17 protein-coding genes are annotated in these 17530 nt (G+C 62.6%); 13 read left to right on the forward strand and 4 right to left on the reverse strand.

Annotation, left to right across the window (positions count from 1 at the left end; translation table 11 throughout):
• Nucleotides 1-19 precede the first annotated feature (19 nt).
• The 3 genes from groES to RQH62_RS17935 all read left to right on the forward strand — a co-directional run bounded on the left by groES (nt 20) and on the right by RQH62_RS17935 (nt 2837).
• Nucleotides 20-307 carry a co-chaperone GroES gene (gene groES, locus RQH62_RS17925; RefSeq protein WP_004211301.1) on the forward strand — a complete coding sequence of 96 codons (288 nt, stop codon included), beginning with the start codon at nt 20-22 and terminating at the stop codon, nt 305-307.
• A 157-nt stretch (nt 308-464) separates the two neighbouring features.
• A complete protein-coding gene (gene groL / locus RQH62_RS17930) occupies nt 465-2111 on the forward strand; it encodes a chaperonin GroEL (RefSeq protein ID WP_311270088.1) in 1647 nt (548 codons plus the stop codon).
• Nucleotides 2112-2219: 108 nt separating this feature from the next.
• Nucleotides 2220-2837 carry a hypothetical protein gene (locus RQH62_RS17935; RefSeq protein ID WP_311270089.1) on the forward strand — a complete coding sequence of 206 codons (618 nt, stop codon included), beginning with the start codon at nt 2220-2222 and terminating at the stop codon, nt 2835-2837.
• Here RQH62_RS17935 and RQH62_RS17940 read toward each other — a convergent pair.
• Nucleotides 2831-3514, reverse strand: coding sequence for a GNAT family N-acetyltransferase (locus tag RQH62_RS17940; protein WP_311270090.1), 684 nt, complete (start codon nt 3512-3514; stop codon nt 2831-2833). The genes RQH62_RS17935 and RQH62_RS17940 overlap by 7 nt on opposite strands.
• A 113-nt stretch (nt 3515-3627) precedes the next feature.
• Between RQH62_RS17940 and RQH62_RS17945 the strand changes: the two genes are divergently transcribed.
• Nucleotides 3628-5607, forward strand: coding sequence for an EAL domain-containing protein (locus RQH62_RS17945; protein WP_311270091.1), 1980 nt, complete (start codon nt 3628-3630; stop codon nt 5605-5607).
• Nucleotides 5608-5628: 21 nt separating this feature from the next.
• Here RQH62_RS17945 and RQH62_RS17950 read toward each other — a convergent pair whose 3' ends face one another.
• Nucleotides 5629-6612, reverse strand: a complete 984-nt coding sequence (locus tag RQH62_RS17950; RefSeq protein WP_311270092.1) for a crotonase/enoyl-CoA hydratase family protein — start codon at nt 6610-6612, stop codon at nt 5629-5631.
• Nucleotides 6613-6850: 238 nt separating this feature from the next.
• Here RQH62_RS17950 and RQH62_RS17955 point away from each other — a divergent pair, with 238 nt between their 5' ends.
• Both RQH62_RS17955 and tgt read left to right on the forward strand, forming a co-directional pair.
• Nucleotides 6851-7030, forward strand: a complete 180-nt coding sequence (locus RQH62_RS17955; protein WP_311270093.1) for a hypothetical protein — start codon at nt 6851-6853, stop codon at nt 7028-7030.
• Nucleotides 7031-7077: 47 nt separating this feature from the next.
• Nucleotides 7078-8208 carry a tRNA guanosine(34) transglycosylase Tgt gene (gene tgt, locus RQH62_RS17960; RefSeq protein ID WP_311270094.1) on the forward strand — a complete coding sequence of 377 codons (1131 nt, stop codon included), beginning with the start codon at nt 7078-7080 and terminating at the stop codon, nt 8206-8208.
• Nucleotides 8209-8214: 6 nt separating this feature from the next.
• Here the strand turns inward: tgt and RQH62_RS17965 are convergent, their stop codons facing one another.
• Together RQH62_RS17965 and RQH62_RS17970 are read right to left on the reverse strand one after the other, a co-directional pair.
• The gene (locus RQH62_RS17965) at nt 8215-9717 is read right to left on the reverse strand and encodes a sensor histidine kinase (protein WP_311270095.1); all 1503 of its coding nucleotides are present in this window, start codon (nt 9715-9717) and stop codon (nt 8215-8217) included.
• A gap of 88 nt (nt 9718-9805) precedes the next feature.
• Nucleotides 9806-10060, reverse strand: coding sequence for a NepR family anti-sigma factor (locus RQH62_RS17970; RefSeq protein ID WP_311270096.1), 255 nt, complete (start codon nt 10058-10060; stop codon nt 9806-9808).
• Nucleotides 10061-10336: 276 nt separating this feature from the next.
• On the opposite strand from RQH62_RS17970, the gene RQH62_RS17975 reads away from it, so the two are divergent.
• The 7 genes from RQH62_RS17975 to prsR all read left to right on the forward strand — a co-directional run bounded on the left by RQH62_RS17975 (nt 10337) and on the right by prsR (nt 17530).
• A complete protein-coding gene (locus RQH62_RS17975) occupies nt 10337-11128 on the forward strand; it encodes a response regulator (protein ID WP_311270097.1) in 792 nt (263 codons plus the stop codon).
• Between the two features lie 75 nt (nt 11129-11203).
• A complete protein-coding gene (locus RQH62_RS17980; protein WP_056688108.1) occupies nt 11204-11335 on the forward strand; it encodes a hypothetical protein in 132 nt (43 codons plus the stop codon).
• A 117-nt stretch (nt 11336-11452) separates the two neighbouring features.
• The gene (locus tag RQH62_RS17985) at nt 11453-12118 is read left to right on the forward strand and encodes a sigma-70 family RNA polymerase sigma factor (RefSeq protein WP_311270098.1); all 666 of its coding nucleotides are present in this window, start codon (nt 11453-11455) and stop codon (nt 12116-12118) included.
• Nucleotides 12119-12170: 52 nt separating this feature from the next.
• Nucleotides 12171-12443, forward strand: a complete 273-nt coding sequence (locus RQH62_RS17990) for a hypothetical protein (RefSeq protein WP_311270099.1) — start codon at nt 12171-12173, stop codon at nt 12441-12443.
• A gap of 247 nt (nt 12444-12690) precedes the next feature.
• Nucleotides 12691-14079 (forward strand): TIGR03013 family XrtA/PEP-CTERM system glycosyltransferase, encoded by a 1389-nt coding sequence (locus tag RQH62_RS17995; RefSeq protein WP_311270100.1) that lies wholly within the window; start codon nt 12691-12693, stop codon nt 14077-14079.
• Nucleotides 14080-14093: 14 nt separating this feature from the next.
• The gene (prsK, locus tag RQH62_RS18000) at nt 14094-16166 is read left to right on the forward strand and encodes an XrtA/PEP-CTERM system histidine kinase PrsK (RefSeq protein WP_311270101.1); all 2073 of its coding nucleotides are present in this window, start codon (nt 14094-14096) and stop codon (nt 16164-16166) included.
• A complete protein-coding gene (gene prsR / locus RQH62_RS18005; protein WP_311270102.1) occupies nt 16166-17530 on the forward strand; it encodes a PEP-CTERM-box response regulator transcription factor in 1365 nt (454 codons plus the stop codon). The genes prsK and prsR overlap by 1 nt, the downstream gene beginning before the upstream one ends.

Genomic DNA, 17530 nt, shown 5'->3' on the forward strand with positions numbered 1-17530 from the left:
CAAGGGAAAGGCAATCAACATGGCATTTCGTCCGTTGCATGACCGCGTTCTCGTTCGCCGCATCGAAGCGGAAGCGAAGACTGCCGGTGGCATCATCATCCCCGACACCGCCAAGGAAAAGCCGCAGGAAGGCGAAATCGTCTCCGTGGGTTCGGGCAGCAAGGCCGAAGACGGCAAGGTGACCCCGCTGGACGTCAAGGCTGGCGATCGCGTGTTGTTCGGCAAGTGGTCGGGCACCGAAGTCAAGGTCGACGGTGAAGACCTGCTCATCATGAAGGAATCGGACATTCTGGGTATCGTTGCCTAACGGCAACCGGCTCGGCATTGTTGGCTAAAGCCAACGGGCTGGGCATCATCGCATAATTGCGAACCCGGTATCCATTCCAGTTTTCGGCGAAAATTCGCGCCCTGTGACGGTGTGAACTTCGCAAGTTTTGCAAGTCTCAAGACAGAGGAATTAGATCATGGCAGCGAAGGACGTAAAGTTTTCGCGTGACGCTCGTGAGCGCATCCTGCGCGGCGTCGACATCCTGGCCGACGCGGTCAAGGTGACTTTGGGGCCGAAGGGCCGCAACGTCGTCATCGACAAGAGCTTCGGCGCGCCCCGCATCACCAAGGACGGTGTTTCGGTCGCCAAGGAAATCGAACTGAAGGACAAGTTCGAGAATATGGGCGCCCAGATGGTGCGCGAAGTGGCGTCGAAGACCAACGACATCGCCGGTGACGGCACCACCACCGCAACCGTCCTGGCCCAGGCCATCGTGCGCGAAGGCATGAAGTCGGTTGCCGCCGGCATGAACCCGATGGACCTGAAGCGCGGCATCGACCTCGCTGTCGTCAAGGTCGTCGAGGACATCCAGGCCCGTTCGAAGCCGGTTTCGGGTTCGGCCGAAGTTGCCCAGGTCGGCATCATCTCCGCCAACGGCGACCGTGAAGTCGGCGAAAAGATCGCCGAAGCCATGGAAAAGGTCGGCAAGGAAGGCGTCATCACCGTGGAAGAGGCCAAGGGTCTCGACTTCGAACTGGACGTCGTGGAAGGCATGCAGTTCGACCGCGGCTACCTGTCGCCCTACTTCATCACCAACCCGGAAAAGATGGCTGTCGAGCTGGCTGATCCGTACATCCTGATCCACGAAAAGAAGCTGTCGAACCTTCAGTCGATCCTTCCCATTCTGGAAGCCGTCGTTCAGTCGGGTCGTCCCCTGCTGATCATCGCGGAAGACATCGAAGGCGAAGCGCTGGCGACCCTGGTCGTCAACAAGCTGCGCGGTGGCCTGAAGGTCGCTGCGGTCAAGGCGCCCGGCTTCGGCGACCGCCGCAAGGCCATGCTGGAAGACATCGCCGTCCTGACCAAGGGCGAAGTGATTTCGGAAGACCTGGGCATCAAGCTGGAATCGGTTACGCTCGGCATGCTCGGCACCGCCAAGCGCGTCACCATCGACAAGGACAACACCACCATCGTCGATGGCGCCGGTGAAGCCGACTCGATCAAGGGCCGCACGGAGCAGATCCGTTCGCAGATCGAAAACACGACCAGCGACTATGATCGTGAAAAGCTTCAGGAACGTCTGGCGAAGCTGGCTGGCGGCGTGGCCGTCATCAAGGTCGGCGGCGCGACGGAAGTCGAAGTCAAGGAACGCAAGGACCGCGTCGACGACGCCCTGCACGCCACGCGCGCAGCCGTCGAAGAAGGCATCGTCCCCGGTGGCGGTACGGCTCTGCTGTACGCGACCAAGGTTCTCGAAGGCGTCACCGGCGTCAACGACGACCAGACGCGCGGCATCGACATCGTCCGTAAGTCGCTGACCGCTCTGGTGCGCCAGATCGCCAGCAACGCAGGTCAGGACGGCGCCGTCGTCTCGGGCAAGCTGCTCGATCAGGACGACACCTCGTTCGGCTTCAACGCGTCAACCGACACCTATGAAAACCTCGTCGCCGCTGGCGTTATCGACCCGACCAAGGTCGTGCGCACCGCGCTCCAGAATGCTGCCTCGGTCGCTGGTCTGCTGATCACCACCGAAGCCGCCATTTCGGAACTGCCCGCCGACGACAAGGCCCCGGTCGGCATGCCCGGCGGCGGCATGGGCGGCATGGGCGGCATGGACTTCTAAGTCCTGCTTTCCATATCGGAATGAAGAGGCCGGTGGAGCGATCCACCGGCCTTTTTTCTTTCCTGCATCGGGCTTGGCTGACATCTTCCCGCTCTTATAGGAGGATGTATGATATCGCTGACGATCGCTTTGCTACTGTCGGCCACGCCAATGGCGGTAACGCCAGCGCCATCGTTACGGCACTATTTCGCGACGCAGACCGCAACGCACGATTGTCGTTATGGGGATCAGATCCACACCGTGAGCCTGATCGACGACGATATATTGTCGTCATACGCAACGCTTCTTGCCCGTGCGCAGGAGCCGTCGTTTCTGATCCCGCGCCCGGACGGCGCAACAATCATGCGTTTTACATGGTTGCGCAGCTTTCATGCCCCCATCATCATTCGTCTAACCGTGCCGCGTCAGGGCAAGGGACGTGTCGAAATGATCCGCTTTTCCGGGCTAGGCGGTTATGATTATGGGCAGGTGAAAGATCGGAAAAGTCGCACGGTGAATCAGGGTGAGGTTATTGCTTTGCTCGCCGACGCCGATCCCGCCTTGTTGGAGCCTGCCACGCCCCCTTGCGGCCCACCCGGCACGGACGGGGCGCGTTGGCTGATCGAACGAAGCGACGCTAGCGGCCATCACTTCGCCGAGCGCTGGTCGCCAGAAGACGGCGTTGTAAAAGCTGCCGGTATGGCGCTGATCCGGTTGGCGGGACTGGAAGGCGAAAAAATCTACTGACTCGGGCGGGCAACCACCATCATCGGCAGCTCTGCCCGCACTTCAAACCCCAGTGAGCGGTACAAGGCGATCGTCTTATCATGGGCGGCATAGGCGTGGAGGAAAGGCGTTTCGCCCCGGTCCAGCATCGCCTGTGCCACCACCCGCATCAGCGCGCCGGCCAGCCCCCGGCCGCGCCAGTCGGGATGGGTGCAGACGCCGCTGACTTCGGTAAAGCCGGGCAGGCGCATGCGTTCGCCGGCCATGGCGACCAGTCGGCCTTCTTCCCGTACACCGATGAAACGGCCCAGCCTGTGGGTATGCGACCGGAACGGGCCGGGTTTTGTCAGCAGCGCCAGGTCCAGCATATCCGCAGCGTCGCTTTCGTCCAGCGGCACCCAGGCGGACGGGGGCATGGTTGCGGGGATAATGGATGGCGCAACCATCTGCGCCAGCATGGCGGTGCGGATGACGCTGACGCCGGGTGGCGGGGTCAGGGCGTCAGGTCCGATCATCCATAATTCGCCATCCGCCGGCACCAGTGTGGCGAGAGCAGCAAGGCTGTCGGGGGCGTCGTCCGCAACTGCGCCGAACGGGCCATGTAGCGGATCGAGCCGGCGAGCACGCTCATCGCCCTGTGCCAGTGCCGCCCAACCGCTCGACAGGCTGTTCCAGACGGGGCGATCGAGCGGATGCATGCGGGGAAACTCCTGTTTGGGAGGCAGGTAAAGAGCGTGACGCCTAACAACAATGTTAACCGAAAAATAAACGGAAAATGCGATGACCCGAGTGGGAAGCGGAGACCCGCCATTTGCGCGTGCTGAAAACATTATTGGAAAAGCGCAGGGCGCAGGACACGGGGCAGGACGCCGATGTGCGGCGGAGCCTGGTCGAATCGCTTTATGCTTCGCCCCGATCGCTGACCATCGGCGCGGTCACGGGCGTGGCCGTCGGCATCGTCATCAGCACATTGTCGGCGGCAGGCCCGATCCAGCTGGTGGTGGCTGTGCTGTGCCTCGTCGCGACGTTGCGTGTCATTTCTGCTGTCTTCTTCCATCGCCAACTGGTGCGCGGCACAGCCGTTGCCTCGCGCAGTTGGGAACTGGCCTATGAGTTGGGGGCGTGGGGCTATGCCGGCCTGCTGGGGCTGATGAGCTTCGTCACCCTGCTGGGCTCCTCCAATCCCGTTACCCACATGCTCAGCGTGTCGATGGCGACGGGTTATGCCGGCGGCATTTCCGGCCGCAATGCGGGCCGTGTCCAGATCGCCATAGGCCAAGTCTGCCTGACATTGCTGCCGACCGCGACCGGCCTGTGGCTGGAAGGGTCGACCGGCTATCGGGTGCTGTCGGTGGCGATGGTGATGATGGTGCTGGGGCTGGCCGAAATCAGCTCAACCATCCATCGCATCGTCGTGCAGGCGCTGGTGGGCAAGCGCGAGAAGTCGCTGCTGGCCGAGAAGTTCGAGCGGCTGGCGCGATTCGACAGTCTGACCGGGCTGGAAAACCGCATGGCGATGCAGATGCGCCTGCGTGAGATATTCGATGCCAACCAGAAGCGGAACGATGCCGTCACCATATTGTGGATGGACATCGACCGGTTCAAGGAAATCAACGACTCTCTGGGCCATATGGTCGGCGACCAGTTGCTGCGCGGCGTGGCGGAGCGGCTGAACGAGGTGGTGCAGGGCCGGGGACGGATTGCCCGTTTTGGCGGCGACGAATTCGTCATCATCTGCCCCGACATGGACCGGGTCACGGCGGCGGCGCTGGCGCAGGAGATTATTGGCTATTTCGCCCATGGTTTTGACCTGAGCGACAATCATCTCCAGGTGACTGCTTCGATCGGCTATGCGGTCGCGCCGCAGGACGGACGCGACATGGACGAACTGATGCAGCATGCCGACCTGGCGCTGTATGAAGCGAAGCGGGAAGGGCGCAATCGCGCCGCCAGCTTCAACTGGTCGCTCAAGGAACGGTTCAACCGCATTCACGAGATTGAAACAGGGCTTCGCCGTGCGCTGGACGGCGGCGAGCTCAAATTGCTCTATCAGCCGATCGTCGACCTGGAGACAGGGCATATCGATGCCTGCGAAGCGCTGTTGCGCTGGGATCATCCGGTGCTGGGGCCGATCCCGCCGTCCGAATTCATCCCGATCTCGGAAAGCATGGGCATGATCGAGGCGATGACCGGTTGGGTGCTGCGCGAAGCATGCAATACTGCCGTGGCCTGGCCGGGCGATGTGCGCATCGCGATCAACATTTCGCCGGCGTCGCTCAAATGCGCCGAATTGCCGGGGAACGTCATCGCCGCGCTGCTGGAATCGGGCCTGCCTGCCCGCCGGCTGGAACTGGAGGTCACCGAGTCGATCTTCCTCGACAATAGCGGGCAGACCAACAGCATATTGCGCGAATTGCAGCGTATTGGGCTGCGGCTGGCGCTGGATGATTTCGGCACCGGCTATAGCGCCTTGTCTTATCTGCGCTCCTACCGGTTCGATACGCTCAAGATCGACCAGAGCTTCATGGCGGGGGTCAGCGCCAATGCCGAGGACCGCGCCATCGTCCGCGCGATCGGCAATCTGGCGCGCGACCTCAACATGGACACGGTGGCGGAGGGAATCGAGACGCAGGACCAACTGGTCCATGCGCGGGAGGCAGGCTTCACCAATGTTCAGGGCTATTTGTTCAGCCGACCGGTGCCTCGCGAGCGGATCGCCGAACTGATCGCGGCGGGGCCGCTGGCTGGCAGCGAACGGCCCGACCCGGTGCAACGCCGCCGCCGCGCCTGAGCGCAGCGGCGCGTCCTCATCTTACCCGCGTAGACGGGTTTGCGCTGCGGCGAGGCGGCGCATCATGCGCAGGTCGCGATCCGACAGGGCCAGCGCGGTGTCGGTCCAGGTTTCGACAATGTCGACCAGTTCTTCCAGCGTCATCGGATTGACCCGGCGCCCGGCACGGTTGATGCCGACATAGCCGGCATGGTGCGATGCATGATCCTTGATCCATTGCGCGGTCGCGGCTTCGCCTTCGCCGGTTTCGACGACCTGGGTGACGATACCCATGTCGTACATTTCCTCAGCAGTGTAGATGCGACCATCCGTCAACATCTGCCGCGCGAGAACCGGGCCGACCCGGCGGGACAGGATGGAATAGGCGCCCATGCCGGGGAAGAGGCCGAACAGCACTTCAGGCAGGCCGAAGCGGGCTTGGCGTTCGGCGATGATGACGTCGAAGCACATCAACGCTTCCAGCCCGCCGCCCAGCGCATCGCCCTGGGCCAGGCCGATATTGATGATATTCATGTCGTTGCAATGCCAGATGCGATCGACGATCTCGCAGCAGGCGATGCCATATTTCAGCAGCGTGGCGCGGTCGCGGCGCTGGATGCACTCGGCGAACATCTCCAGATCGCCGCCCAGATTGAACACGCCGGGAAAGCGCGATCCCAGCACCATGAATTTGAGCAGGCCGCTCCCGTCGCTGGCCTGCTTGCCGTCGAACGCGCGCTTGCTTTCACGCTGCCAGGCCATGGTATCGCGAATCAGGCCCATATTGCTGTTGGGCCGTTCCAGCGGCGTCATGAACGCCCAGAGCGTCGAAAGATCCTCGTCCCAGTGGACGTCGATCTGCCCCAGGTCGAACAAAGTGGACTGGCGGAACGCCCGTTCCAGTCCCGGTTCTGGCCCTGTTTCCGTAGCGGCAAGCGACGGAAGTTCGGCGCTGCCTGCGAAATCGTCTTCGGATGCAGCCTCAGCTTCATCCCTGGTCGGATTAAACCGTCCTGAATCAATCATCTGCGACCCCATTTTGTTATTCGGCATGAAAAGATCAGGCTCGCACGCAGCATGCAATCAACCCTAACATGATTGACAGAGCGTTAACCATTTTTGCCGCTTACTGTTGCAAGGAGGTCGCCCCAAAAGCCACCGAACCCGATCCGATGTGGCGCAGATGCCACAAAGATCGTTGTTATCCAGATGTAAAATTCTGCACGCAGGCCTTTGTTAACCTTTATTAATTATGCCGAGGGCCATGAACGAGTCACGGCGAAACAGTCCCAGCGTCACCTTGGCCCTGCATGACGAGCAGGGCGATCCCTGGCCGTTGCGACTGTCGGCCGACTGCCTTCGCTTCATCGGCCCTTATCGTCGGGTCGAGGGGTTCCATATCGATGCGATGGCGCTGTTCGAGGGGGTACGCAAAGCCGGCTGAGTCGGCTGGTCCTTGAACCAGTGCGGGTTCGCCATTAGAGCGCGGCGATGACCAAGCCCCGTTTTTCTTTCTCTATCAGCGCCACCGACGGCAAGGCCCGTACCGGCGCGATCCAGATGCGCCGCGGCGAAATCCGCACGCCTGCCTTCATGCCGGTCGGCACAGCCGCCACCGTCAAGGCAATGCGCCCTGCCGAAGTCCGCGCGACCGGCGCCGACATCATATTGGGCAATACCTATCATCTGATGCTGCGCCCCGGCGCAGAGCGCATGGCGCGGCTGGGCGGGCTGCATGGGTTCATGGGCTGGGACCGGCCGATCCTGACCGACAGTGGCGGCTATCAGGTGATGAGCCTGAGCGCGCTGACTAAGATGAGCGAGGAGGGCGTTGCCTTCTCCAGCCATATCGACGGGTCAAAGCATATGCTGACACCGGAACGCTCGATGGAAATCCAGCGGCTGCTCGATAGCGATATCGTCATGGCGTTCGACGAATGTACCAAGAATGGCTGCACCCATGACGAAGCGGCAAAGTCGATGGAGCGCTCCATGCGTTGGGCGAAGCGCTCGCGCGATGGATTCGATACGGGCGGCGAACATGCCGAGCGCGCCGCGCTGTTCGGCATCCAGCAGGGATCGCTGGATGAAGGATTGCGCCGCATCTCCGCCGAAAAGCTGATCGAGGTCGGTTTCGATGGCTATGCCGTGGGTGGCCTTGCGGTGGGCGAGGGGCAGGAGGCGATGTTCGCCACGCTCGACTTCGCGCCCGACATGCTGCCGCAGGACAAGCCGCGCTACCTGATGGGCGTAGGCAAGCCGGATGACATCGTGGGCGCGGTGGAGCGCGGGATCGACATGTTCGATTGCGTGCTGCCGACCCGGTCGGGCCGCAATGGGCAGGCCTTCACCTGGGCCGGGCCGCTCAATATCCGCAATGCGAAGTTCAACGAGGATCAGGGGCCGCTCGATCCGCGCTGTGGCTGCCCGGTATGCGCGACCTGGAGCCGGGCCTATCTGCACCATCTGGTGAAGGCAGGCGAAATGCTGGGCGCGATGCTGATGACCCAGCACAACATTCATTTCTATCAGGAACTGATGCAGGGCCTGCGTGACAATATCGCTGCCGGCACACTGGCTCATTTCACAGCTGATTTCCGGCGCGATTATCGGAAGGTTTGAGCTGGTCTATGGGATGACGGTGATGGCGATGGCATAGCTGCCGGCTTCACCGTCATGGTCCAACGGCGCGCGCAACTGGCGTGACAGGCCGGTAAGGACGCGACCGTAACGCTCGTCCAGATAGCTGGCCATGTCCTCCGATGTCTTCAGACCCGAGGATCGCACGGTCAACAGGGCTCGATCCTCGCGGCCCGGTTCCAGTTGCACGGAAATGCGCATCGTCGCCTGAGGGGCGAGCATCATCGCCATTTCGACCAGTTCGGTTAGCAGAAAGGCGATGGGCACCGCCACATCCTGGCTGATGTGGAGATTGTCGCAGTCGATCTGGATGGCGAAGCGGCGCGCGGAAGAGGGGGCGGTACCGCGCAGGCTGGCCGACAATTCGCTGATGAGCGGACGAACGCCGACGCCGCGATTTTCCTCCAGCTCTGCGAAATGGTTGCGATGGACCACCGACAGCGCGTCGACCCGGCGCTGGATCGACGCATAGGCTTCCGACGCTTCGATATTGTGAGCGGACCGGGCATGCAGGTTGATGAGGCTGGCAATGATCTGAAGGTTGTTCTTGACGCGATGGTGCACTTCCCGCGTCAATTTGCGCTGGGTTTCCAGCCCTTCGGCCATTTCCGCTTCATGAGTGGCGACATCCTTGCTGATCTCATGGAATGTTTCGCCCAGCGCAACGATTTCCTGCGCAGGCGTGCGAATGCGTTGCAGCGGTTCCAGCACTTCGCCGGGCTGGTAGGCGGCGACCGCACGGCGCAGCAGTACCAGCGGGCGGATCAGTAGCCGGTTGACCACGAACCAGCCGATGGCGGCGGCCGCGAACCACATGACGAGCGGCAGGAATAGCGACAGCATCCGGGCCAGCGTCGCGGGCGGTTCGCGCACGGTCATGGTCAACAGGATATCGGGCGGGTCCAGCCTGGCGGACAGGCTGCTGCTGTGGCCGCTGATGCCGCCGCCCGGCCGGCTGACGACCAGTTGGCTTTTGCCCTGACGCAGGGTGAGTTGCCGATTTTGCAGCGCGGTTGCGGGATCGGCGACGCTTTCCAGATGGGCGCGTGAATAATATGACAGGGCGACCATCTGGCCGTTGTGGCTGCGGACCCGGCTGACCAGATGCGTCGGCAGCAACTGGGCGATCGGTCGATCGAAACGGTTTGCGGCGGTGATGCCCGCAGGTTCCGGCTGGGTAGAATGACATAGGATATGGCCGGCGCGGTCGTAAATGTAGAAATGACCGCCTTCGGCATCGTGCGAAGTCAGGAAAAAGGCCAGGCGCCGACACATGCCCTTGTCAGCAGCGCCGTTGGCGATCGCGTTGACGGTGAGTTCGAGCGCGGTGCGGTCCGATTGTAGATCAGCCGTCAGCTTGCGCGCGCTCTGGGTCACGGCGACGCGCAGCAATGCTTCCTTTTCCAGATCAGCGGTGCGGATCGCCTGCAACGAGGCGACTAGTGCGATCAACCCGAGCGGCAGCAATGCAAGGGTTAGGATGAGGAACATCTTGACCCCGGTTGACCGGAAAAAATGCAGCAGGGGCTCGATTATCGAGCGGGCTGCCGGAGGAAGGCTGCCCCCTATCATAAATGTCTCAGTCCAGCTTGCTTAACAGGTCCAGCATTTCAGAGGGAATATCCTCTTCTACGGCGCGCTGATAGACGGTCCGCAACGCATGGGAGACGTTGCCATCTTCCTTGCTATCAGCGGGTTGGCGCTTGCGCTGGGCGGCGGAGCCCTTCACTTTGTCTTTACCGGTCGCGGCGTCGGCACTCTTGTCGTCATCGGCCACGCCCCGCTCCGTCGTTGAAGAAACCAAAATCAGCCCCTCTGCAGCAATTTCCGCCATGCCGGCTCGCCCGTTTCGCGGGTTTCCGTCATGACGTCAATTCGCTCAACCGTGCAATCCATGGGAAAATCACGATATCGTCGAAAAAACCATATGGTTGCGAAACAAATTCGTTTGTCGATGGTTCCGTCATCCGAAGCATTTTTTACGCTGCACAAGTCTGCGCGGCGATGGGGCAGGCGGGGGGTTGTCATAATGACAGGGACATTCCATCCTTCGCGGCGTTCCCATGCTTCGGGACAATGATGCCCGAGAGGGCAGGGAGAAGACTTTACGATGTCGCTTGGACAGCAACTGCACCCCCATCTTCCGTTCCTGCGGCGCTATGCCCGCGCGCTGACCGGCAGCCAGAATCATGGTGACGCCTATGTCCGTGCCGCGCTGGAAGCGATCGTCGCGGCGCCGGAGGAATTCCCCAGTGACGTCGATCCGCGCCTTGGACTCTACAAGACATTCCAGGCGATCTGGTCATCCTCGCATCTGGAGGATTTGCCTCTTTCTGCCGGCAATGGTCGTGAGGCAATCGCCCAGGCGCGGCTGGCGCGGCTGACGCCGCTGCCGCGCCAGGCGCTGCTGCTTACCGCGCTGGAGGGTTTTACCGTCGATGATGTGTCCTATCTGATCGACATGGACAGCAGCGATGTCGAGGCGCTGGTCGAGGAAGCATTGGGCGAGATCGAGGCGCAGACACGCGCCAAGGTACTCATCATCGAGGATGAGCCGATCATCGCGATGGATATCGAGACGATCGTCCGTGATCTGGGTCATGATGTCACGGCCATTGCCGTGACCCGCGAAGATGCGGTGCGCGAGGCGCTGGCCGACCGGCCGGGGCTGGTGCTGGCGGACATCCAGCTGGCCGATGACAGTAGCGGTATCGACGCGGTGAAGGATATTCTGGCGGAATTTTCCGTGCCGGTGATCTTCATTACGGCCTTCCCTGAGCGGCTGCTGACAGGCGAGCGGCCCGAGCCGACTTTCCTGATCACCAAGCCATTCCAGCGGGCGACGGTGAAGGCTGCCATTTCCCAAGCGCTGTTTTTCGACGAGGCAACGGCGCCCGCCTGACACGCCGGGTCAGAAAGTCACGGAACCCCGATCGGACCGCTGCGTTAATGATGCGTAACGATCGGGAGACGTGTCATGGCCGAACAGGAAAGACATATCGCAACCGATGACGCGCGCGCAGGCGCCACGCCTCATGTGGTGCGCTACGTACTCGCCATCTCGCTGGCGCTGGCGGTCCTCGCCATGCTGCTGGTAATCTGGCGATAAGCGGCAGAACGGAAAATTGGTTCTTGGCAGTGATCGGTTTAGGGTACGGATGCACTTATGGCTTTGACGACGTCGGTTCATGCGACGGATACGGAATCCGGCACGGGGGTTGTTCCCATGGATGAGGGCGTTGGCGAAATCGGCGGCGGCGAAATCAGCGGGATCGAGGAGCGCGCGACGCTGTCCGATTCAGATTTCAAGCGCGAACTGGCTGCTGTCATTCCGCATCTTCGTGCCTTTGGACGTTCGCTGTCAGGCAACCGCGATGTGGCCGACGATCTGGTACAGGAAACCCTGTTGAAGGCATGGGCGGCGCGTAACCGCTTTCAGGCCGGAACCAACATGCGGGCCTGGACCTTCATCATCCTGCGCAACCATTATCTCTCGCAGATGCGCCGATCGCGCTTTCGTGGCGACTGGGACGACCTGACGGCGGATCGCATCCTTGCCGCGCCGGCCGGACAGGACAAGCATGTCGAACTGTCCGATATGCAGCGTGCCTTGCTCCAGTTGCCCCAGCCGCAGCGCGAGGCGTTGATTCTGGTCGGCGCGGGCGGCTTCGCCTATGAGGAAGCCGCCGAAATTTGCGGCGTGGCGGTCGGTACGATCAAGAGCCGGGTGGCGCGCGGACGGGCTGCTTTGGAGCAGATATTGGAGAGCGGCGACCTGCCGTCCCGTCGTACGCAGGAAACCACCGAGACGGCCGTGCTGGACGAGATCATGGACGATGTCGATCGCCTCAGCCGCGGCCGCGCGTCGGGCCCTGCCAAAGAGGATGATTGACCGGAACGTTCCACTCTCCTTGTCCGTTGTCCGGGCATGAAGGAGAGAATCCATGGGTGACGCACCCTCCGGCCGGGACGGACAACAATCACCGGTTTCGCCGCATGTCTCGGTCGTTCAGCGATCGCGGGGAAGCGGCGTCGTTTTTGCACTGGTGGCGATTGCGCTAATCCTCGCCATCGCCTTTTTCTATATGACCAATGAACGACGCGGCGACCGTCAGGCCGACAAGGTGACGCAAGCCGCCGGATCAGTCGATGATGCAGCGAAGGTCGTGGGCGAGGCGGCCCGTAATGCTGCCGATACGTTGCGCAACGACCATTGAGTTTCTGCTGACCCGCCCGATCGGCGGAGGGGCCACCGCTATCTTTTTATCACAATAGGGGACTGCCCGGACAGCCTTTGTGCAACGTCGCGCGGCGACCCTGTAAACAGTTGCCTGCGGATTCAGCATTTCTTTGCCATTGTCGGGCAGGGTGCTTCCACTGTCGGATTATCTTACAGGCGCTGTAAGAAAAATCCGGCTCCCCGGAAGGCGCGCCAGCCCGGCGGCCAGCAGGATATGCGCGACAATGATAAGGCTGTTCAAACATTATGTGCCGCATGCGGTGCTGCTGCTGGGACTGCTCGATTTCGCGCTATTACTCTGCGCTGCCGAGGGGGGATGGATATTGCGCGCGCGCCAGATCGGCATGGATGTCGATCATGTGGCGACCCGGCTGGGACCGTTGCTCAGCTTTGCGATCGCGATTCAGACCGGCATGATTGCGGTAGGCGTCTATGGTACCGAAGCGTTGCAGTCGATCCGCTTCGCCTTTGCGCGGCTGCTGGTTGCCGTGTCGCTGGGTGTGATCTTCCTGTCGGTTCTCTATTTTCTGTTGCCCGGCATGACGCTGTGGCGCTCCAATTCGCTCTACGCCATGGGGCTGGCCATGGGCCTGCTGGTGACGGTGCGTTTGCTGCTCGGCTCGATGCTGGGCGGGGAGGCGTTCAAGCGGCGGCTGGTGGTGCTGGGGGCCGGCAATCGCGCCAACCGGATCAAGGAACTGGAACAGAAGCGCGGCGCCGGTTTTCTGGTCGTCGGCTTCATTGCCATGAATGACGGGCCGCAGGTGATTCCCGAAGCGATCAATCGCGATGCCGTGTTCAACCTGTCCGACTTCGTCGTTCGGCTGAATGCCAGCGAAGTCGTGCTGGCACTGGAAGAACGGCGCAATGCGATTCCGATGTCCGACCTGCTGCGGATCAAGACGACCGGCGTTCACGTCAACGACCTGTCGAGCTTTCTGGAGCGCGAGACGGGGCGCGTCGATCTGGCCAGCGTCAATCCCAGCTGGCTGATCTTCTCCGACGGCTTTTCCGCCGGCCGGCGCCTGTCGAGCATCGCCAAGCGCTTGTTCGACGTCATTGCCAGTTCGATCCTATTGGCGCTGACCGGTCCGATCATCCTGCTCGCTGCCTTGCTGGTGAAGATGGACAGCAAAGGCCCGGCTTTCTACCGCCAGCAGCGCGTCGGCCTGTTCGGCCAGGAATTCTGGATCGTGAAGCTGCGCACCATGCGGCTGGACGCGGAGGTCAATGGTCAGGCAGTTTGGGCCGAAAAGGACGATCCGCGCATCACGCGCCTGGGCTATTGGCTGCGCAAGCTGCGCATCGACGAGTTGCCGCAGACCTGGACGGTGCTGAAGGGCGAGATGAGTTTCGTCGGCCCGCGCCCCGAACGGCGCCAGTTCGTCGAGGATCTGGAACAGCATCTGCGCTATTATGCAGAGCGCCATATGGTGAAGCCCGGCATCACCGGCTGGGCGCAGATCAACTATCCCTATGGCGCGTCGATCGAGGATGCCCGGCACAAGCTGGAATATGACCTTTATTACGCCAAGAATTACACGCCTTTCCTGGATCTGCTGATCCTGATCCAGACCGTGCGGGTCGTCCTCTGGCCCGACGGCGCGCGCTGAGGCGTTAGCGGACGATGGGCGCGCTTCTTCAATTTGTCGGTGACTGGGGCCATGCACTGGCTGCGGTGCTCTTTGCGGCGCTCGGCATATTCCTGCTCCGTCGCCGCGATGAGGCGCCCGAGCCGCGCCTGCTGGCTGCTGCGCTGCTGCTGACCTCCTGCTGGGCGCTCTACGTCTCCTTCGGCGGTGTGTCGAAGCCGCTGTCCGGCGTCGGCGAGAGCATCCGTAACGCGGCCTGGCTGCTGGCCATGTATGTCATGCTGCGGCGCGGGCCGGTGGGCCGGGCCGGGCCGACCATGGCAGTCAGCGCCGTCTATGCGGCGGTTTCGGGCCTCATCCTGCTCCAGACCTTCACCGACCTGACCTGGCGGCAATTGTCGCCGGCCAGCGATCTGCACCACGCGCTCGTCACCTGCTCGCTGATCCTGCGCATGATGACGGCCATCGGCAGCCTGTTGCTGGTCCATCATCTCTATACTGCCTGGCCTTCGCGGGCGCGGGGCGGGGTGTCGTTGCTGCTGGGGTCACTGGCGGCGATGTGGACCTATGACCTCAACCTCTACGCCATTTGCTGGTTTGCGCCGCATCGGGTGAATGAGCTGTATGCGCTGCGCGGCTTGTTGATGGGGCTGGTTGCGCCGGTCATTGCGGTTGGTATGCGCAAGGGGATGGCGGGACGGCTGCAATTGTCGCGGGCCATCACCTTTCAGTCGCTATCGATCGTTGCGGTCGGCCTGTATGTCGCGGTGCTGACTGCTGCGGCCGTGCTGATCGAACTGATCGCCGGTCCCTATGCGCGGGTGGTGGAGATTGCCGCCGTCTTCTTCACCGCCGTCACCGCATTGGTGCTGCTGCCCTCGCCGCAACTGCGGGCGCTGTGGAAGGTGCAGGTCGCCAAGCATTTCTTCCAGCATCGCTACGACTATCGCACCGAATGGATGCGCTTTGGCGACACGATCGGCCGTCCGGGCGAGGATGCCGCGCCGCTCGGCCAGCGGGTGGCGAAGGCGATGGCCGATATCACCGATTCACCGGGCGCGCTGCTGTTGTTGCGCGACGAGCAAGGCGGGCTGGCGTTTGAGACGCAGTGGAACTGGAGCGGCGACCTGTCCGACGTGGGCACGGTGGCGCCTGCCATCGTCGCGCAACTGGAGCAGAGCGGCTGGATCGTCGATCTGGGGCGACTGAAGAGCGGCGATGGGGCGCTCGACCTGCCCGAGTGGATGACGCAGGAGCGGCGCTTCTGGGCGCTGGTGCCGCTGATCCATTATGGCCGGATGATCGGTGCGTTGCTGCTGGCGCCGCCACCGATCGACCGGCGGCTGGACTGGGAGGATTTCGACATGCTGCGCGCCGCCGGGCGGCAGGCCGCGACGCATATCAGCGAGGCGCAGGGGCAACAGGCGCTGGACGACGCCCAGCGGTTCGAGGAGTTCAACCGCCGCTTCGCCTTCATCATTCACGACGTCAAGAATCTGGTGAGCCAGTTGTCGCTGCTGTCGCGCAACGCGGAGCGGCACGCCGACAATCCCGAATTTCGCGCCGACATGGTGCTGACGCTCAAGGAATCGGTGGGCAAGATGAACGACATGCTGGCCCGCCTGTCGCAGCATAACAAGGGGCGGGCGGAAGAGCCGCGTCCGATGGCACTGATCGACCTGTTGCAGCAGGTCGCCCGCACGCGCGCGCGGCAGCATCCGGTGCATGTCAGCGGTGACGCGCCGCTGGTGCTGGCCGACCCGGCGCGAGTGGAGCAGATCGTCACCCATTTGCTGCAAAATGCCATCGATGCCAGCGCAGCGGACAGCCCTGTCGACCTGCGCCTGTCCGCGGAAGCCGGCGAGGCGGTGGTTGCCATCATTGATCGGGGCAAGGGCATGAGCGCGGAATATATCCGCCGCGACCTGTTCAAGCCCTTTTCGTCCAGCAAGGCCGCAGGCTTTGGCCTGGGCGCGTTCGAGGCCCGCACGCTGGCGCAGGCCATGGGCGGGCGGATCGAGGTGGAAAGCAAGCCCGGTGCCGGCAGCCGCTTCACATTGCGCCTGCCGCTGGCGCCCCATAGCGATACACGAGAGAAGGCCGCCTGATGAGCGACACCCGCCCCAAATTGCTGATCGTGGAAGATGATCCGGGCCTTCAGCGCCAGTTGCGCTGGGCCTATGAGGATTATCAGCTGTTCATCGCCGGTGACCGGCAGGAAGCGATCGAGATGTTGCGCGCGGAAGCGCCTGACGTGGTCACGCTCGACCTGGGCCTGCCGCCCGATCCCGATGGCACCAGCGAAGGCTTTGCCACGCTGGCGGAGATGCTGAAGATCAAGCCGGACACCAAGATCATCGTGGCGTCCGGCCATGGCGCGCGGGAAAGCGCGCTGGATGCGATTTCCGGTGGGGCTTATGACTTCTACCAGAAGCCGGTCGATATCGACGAACTGGGCCTGATCGTTCGCCGCGCCTTCCATGTCCATGCGCTGGAGCGGGAAAATGCGCGGCTGGCCGAAACCGCGCCGGAGGACAGCCGGGTGCTGGGTCGGATCATATCCGGTGCGCCGGAAATGATGAAGGTCGCCCGCACGATCGAACGGGTTGCGGGCGCGCAGGTGTCCGTGCTGCTGCTGGGTGCGAGCGGGACGGGCAAGGAGTTGCTGGCGCAGGGGCTGCATGATGCCAGCCCGCGGCGCGGCGGGGCTTTCGTTGCGATCAACTGTGCGGCGATCCCCGAAACGTTGCTTGAATCCGAACTGTTCGGCCATGAGAAGGGCGCATTTACCGGCGCGATCAAGACCACGCCGGGCAAGATCGAGCAGGCGCAGGGCGGCACCCTGTTCCTGGACGAGGTGGGCGACATTCCGCTGGCCTTGCAGGTCAAGTTGCTGCGCTTCCTTCAGGAGCGGGTGATCGAGCGGATCGGCGGGCGCCAGCCCATCGCCGTCGACACGCGGATCGTGTGCGCCACGCACCAGAATCTGGAGCAGATGATCGAGGCCGGTAGTTTCCGCGAGGATCTTTACTATCGCCTCGCCGAAATCGTGGTGCGTATTCCGGCGCTCAAGGACCGGCCCGGCGATCCTGCGCTGCTGGCACGGCATTTCCTCACGCGCTTTGCCCGCGACATGAACCCGCAGGTGAAGGGACTCGCGCCCGATGCGCTGGCGGCGCTCGACGCCTGGGGATGGCCGGGGAATGTGCGCGAACTGGAGAACCGGATGAAGCGCGCGGTCATCATGGCGGATGGCAAGCTGATCACCGCCGCTGACCTGGATCTGGACGATGAGCGCGCGGATGGCGGCGATGTCGTCAATCTGAAGGCGGCGCGGGAAATGGCTGATCGTCGTGCCATTCGCCGTGCTATTGCCCGGACCGATGGCAATATTTCCGGGGCGGCCAAGATGCTGGGGATCAGCCGGCCGACGCTGTACGATCTGCTCAAACAATATCAGATGCAGGGCTGA

It is taken from the genome of Sphingobium sp. WCS2017Hpa-17 (assembly GCF_031843765.1).
GTDB lineage: Bacteria > Pseudomonadota > Alphaproteobacteria > Sphingomonadales > Sphingomonadaceae > Sphingobium.